The 4,210-nt window shown below is 48.8% G+C and carries 3 protein-coding genes and 1 tRNA gene; 1 reads left to right on the forward strand and 3 read right to left on the reverse strand.

What is annotated here, in order from left to right:
• Positions 1 to 365: 365 nt before the first annotated feature.
• From I6E38_RS14355 to rsfS, 3 genes are read right to left on the reverse strand one after another with little or no spacing between them, the layout of a single operon-like run.
• Entirely contained in the window at positions 366 to 1,235 is an 870-nt protein-coding gene (locus tag I6E38_RS14355) for a phosphatidate cytidylyltransferase (protein ID WP_235394636.1), read from the reverse strand.
• A 20-nt stretch (positions 1,236 to 1,255) separates the two neighbouring features.
• On the reverse strand, positions 1,256 to 3,277 hold the full coding sequence (ftsH, locus tag I6E38_RS14360; protein ID WP_235394637.1) for an ATP-dependent zinc metalloprotease FtsH: 2,022 nt from the start codon (positions 3,275 to 3,277) through the stop codon (positions 1,256 to 1,258).
• Between the two features lie 12 nt (positions 3,278 to 3,289).
• Complete coding sequence (gene rsfS, locus I6E38_RS14365) at positions 3,290 to 3,649, reverse strand: ribosome silencing factor (protein WP_235394638.1); 360 nt, start codon at positions 3,647 to 3,649, stop codon at positions 3,290 to 3,292.
• Positions 3,650 to 3,879: 230 nt separating this feature from the next.
• Between rsfS and I6E38_RS14370 the strand changes: the two genes are divergently transcribed.
• Positions 3,880 to 3,950: transfer RNA gene (locus tag I6E38_RS14370), tRNA-Gln, on the forward strand.
• Positions 3,951 to 4,210 lie beyond the last annotated feature (260 nt).

Consider the following 4,210-nt stretch of genomic DNA (forward strand, 5'->3'; position numbering starts at 1 on the left):
TCGTTGATGAAAAGTTCTTTCTGTATCGACTTGCAAAGATTTATGCTTATCCCCACTAAATTTCCACTGAGCCCTAACAATCCGATACGTATCCAGTAATTGCAATAAAAAAGGGGATGCACCAAGACATCAACGTCTTGATGCATCCCCTATTTCTGTGTTTTTCAAACAATCAATATTAACCTATAACCTAACTAAAACCTACTATGTGTAACCTAATAATCAATTCATTCTCAAATGTTCTTACATTATGTATACTGCAATATGTGTACCAACAAAAAAGTGCTGACATTCTGTCGTTGTTAATGACAGAATGTCAGCACTTTTTATTGTAGACTATTGTGTCCTTGCCGTAGTCTGCGCAATTACATCAGTGTGAGCGTGTACAGATATATTACAGCTGCCGGGATTGCCATAAGCGAAGAGTCGAAGCGGTCGAGCATTCCGCCGTGTCCGGGCAGAATGTTGCCAGAATCCTTAATGCCTATGGTGCGCTTGAAGAGCGACTCTACAAGGTCGCCCCATGTTCCGAAGAACACAACTACGAGTCCCATTCCAATCCACTGTGCTATATTGAGCGATACCTCAGCATTGCCTGTGTGCATGTCTGAGTTTTCGTACATGCCTATCAAGGCTGCAACGACAATCACCAGAATACCGCCACCAATGCTTCCTTCCCAACTCTTGCCCGGCGATACACGCGGAAACAGCTTGTGCTTGCCGAAGAGCGAACCGCTCAGGTAGGCACCCGTATCGTTGGTCCAGAGGAAGATAAACACGCTCAGCGGCAGCAGCGATGTATAAACCACACCGTCAGCAGTGCCTCTGAATGCCAGTACGTTGAGCATCGAGAGGGGTAGGGCAATGTACATCTGCGACAGCATTGTGTATGCCCAGTTGTTTATAGGGTTGGGCGCTTTTGTGTACAGCTCCGATATGAACATGTACACCACTGTCAGCAAATAGGGAATGAACACTGCCGAAGGCACTATGCCCGAACAGAAGCCCGCAATGCCAAAGAACAGATATACACCTGCCACAGTGGCGAGAAAGCGGTTTACAGTCACATTCTCGATGTTGTTTACAATGCCCGTATATTCCCACACGGTCAGTCCGGTAATCAGTGCAAACAATAGTATCATAGCCTCGGGGCGCAGGAAGCATGTCACTACAGCTGCCACGAATATCACGCCTGTAATCGAGCGTACGATGAGGTTTTTCATTTTATCACTCATAGTCTGAAAGATGTTTTATGTTATTTATCTTCTTTGTGCTTGGCTGCCTCATGCTCCTCCTGTGCCTTGCGCACCTCTTCGGGCATGTCCTCAAGCTTTGGCAGGTTGTCCTCGATTATCTCTTCCGAGCGGCTCACCCATGGACGCTTGCCGAATATGCGCTCTACGTCTTCGGCGAAAATCACCTCGCGTGTCATAAGCAGTTCAGCCAGCTGGTTGTGTCCCTCGCTGTGCTCCTTGAGTATCTGCTTGGCGCGTGCATACTCGTCGTTGATCATCTTGAGCACCTCGTCGTCCATAATCTTTGCCGTTGTCTCCGAGTAGGGACGTTGGAACTGATACTCCTGCTGGTTGTAATAGCAGATATTGGGCAGTCGGTCGCTCATGCCGGCATAGGCAATCATGCCGTAAGCCGACTTGGTGGCACGCTCAAGGTCGTTCATCGCACCGGTTGATATGTGTCCGGTGAAGAGTTCCTCAGCAGCTCGTCCGCCCAGTAATGAGCACATCTCGTCGAGCATCTGCTCCTTGGTAGTAATCTGTCGCTCTTCGGGCAGATACCATGCAGCACCCAGTGCACGTCCGCGTGGCACAATGCTCACCTTGACGAGCGGGTTGGCATGCTCGCAGAACCATGACACTGTGGCGTGACCTGCTTCGTGCAGCGCGATGGTGCGCTTCTCGTCGTTGGTCATCACCTTGGTCTTCTTCTCCAGTCCGCCTATGATACGGTCTACGGCGTCGAGGAAGTCCTGTTTGCCCACGCTCTTCTTGTTGTGGCGTGCAGCGATAAGAGCCGCCTCGTTGCAGACGTTGGCTATGTCGGCACCCGAGAATCCAGGTGTCTGGCGCGAAATGAAGTCGATGTCTACTGTATGGTCAATCTTCACCTTGCGCAGGTGAACGTTGAATATCTCCTTGCGCTCTGTAAGGTCGGGCAGGTCGACGCTTATCTGGCGGTCGAAACGTCCGGCACGCAGCAGAGCCTTGTCGAGCATGTCTACACGGTTGGTGGCTGCCAGGATGATGACGCCGCTGTTGGTGCCGAATCCGTCCATCTCGGTAAGCAAGGCGTTGAGCGTGTTCTCGCGCTCGTCGTTGCCTCCCATAGCCGGGTTCTTGCTACGTGCACGTCCCACGGCGTCAATCTCGTCGATGAAGATGATGCACGGAGCCTTCTCCTTAGCCTGACGGAAGAGGTCGCGAACACGACTTGCACCTACACCTACGAACATCTCGACGAAGTCCGAACCGCTCATTGAGAAGAAAGGTACGCCAGCCTCGCCAGCCACAGCCTTTGCGAGCAGGGTCTTACCCGTTCCCGGAGGGCCTACGAGCAATGCGCCCTTAGGTATCTTACCGCCAAGGTCGGTGTATTTCTGAGGTTCCTTCAGAAAGTCGACAATCTCCTGCACCTCCTGCTTGGCACCTGCCTGGCCAGCCACATCCTTGAATGTGATGCCCAGGTCGTTGCCCTTCTCGTACATCTGTGCTTTCGATTTGCCAACGTTGAAGATGCCGCCTCCGACACCTCCGCCTCCGCCACTCATGCGGCGCATGATAAACACCCAAAGCAGTACGAAGAATACTATCGGACCGAATGTGTAGAACAGCGACATCAGTCCGGAGTTGCTGTCTTTCTCATAGCTGTAGTCGGCTATCTTGCCAGTCTGCTGAGCTGCCGTCAGATAGGTGTCGAGAGCATCGGCAGAGCCATATGTTACACTCACGAAGGGGTCGCGTCCCACCTGCTGACCCGACTGTCCGAACACGTCGCGTATCTTGTCGGGCTTCACGTACATGCGCAGTGTACCCTTGTCCTTGTTTATAACGACGCTCTTGGCATAGCCCTTCTGCACATAAATCTTGAATTTGGTGTATGTAGCTTCCTGGCTTGCCGATGGCCCGCCCATGATGGCAGAGCCTCCGTCGGAGAAGAACCCCACCAGCAGAACCACGAGTATAATCGTGTATATCCAGTTCATGTTGAACCGTGGCATCTTCGGCTGGTTGTCGCCCAGAGGTTTGTTATTGTTGTCCATAATTATTTACTCTTAATCGAGGTTTGGCACGTTGGTGATGGCAGCATCCTGCCAGAGGTTTTCGAGATTATAGAAGTCGCGTGCTTCAGGTATGAATATATGTACGAGTACGTCGCCGTAGTCCATGGCTACCCAGTAAGCCTGGGGCAGACCCTGTACATGTATTGGTTTGTCGCCAGCCTCAATGCGTGCTGTCTCTTCTACAGAGTCGGCAATGGCTTCTACCTGCGACGGCGAATTACCCTGACAGATTACGAAGTAGTTGGCAATAGAGCCGTCCAATTCGCGCAAGTCGGCTATTGTTATGTCCTGTCCCTTTTTCTCTTGAATACCTTTGACAATGGCTTCTACAAGTTTGTTCTTAGTTTCCATTCAGATTTCTTTATTGTTTTCTTTATTATATAATAATAATGTGTGTATACAGCTTTGTTTGTATATTTTTTAGCTATGCAAAGGTACAGTGAATAATCTGAAAAACGGCTGAAAACCCTTAAAAACGCATTTTTATTAGATTTTATTAAAAAAAAACGCGAAAAATGTTTGTGTTTCAAATTTTATTCGTACCTTTGCACTCGCAATAAGGGAACGAGTTGCGCTGATATTGGGATATGGTGTAATGGTAACACTACAGATTCTGGTCCTGTCATTCTTGGTTCGAGTCCGAGTATCCCAACAAACAAAAAGGTGCAACAAATAATGTTGCACCTTTTTGCGTTATTAGGCATTTTATATTAATAGATTATTGGGCTCATATAGGATCTAATAATATTGTTGTGTTTTTAACAATCTGCATTTCTTATACAAACAACTGTTTTACCCTATAAAGATAGAACTTCAGATCATTCACTCCTCTGAATTCAGCCCTGAATGTTTTTAGCTTGCAGTTGAACGATTCTGCACTGGCGTTAGTTCTTTTGTCATTGAAGAAATTCA

The organism is Leyella stercorea (genome assembly GCF_021531355.1).
Taxonomy (GTDB): domain Bacteria; phylum Bacteroidota; class Bacteroidia; order Bacteroidales; family Bacteroidaceae; genus Prevotella.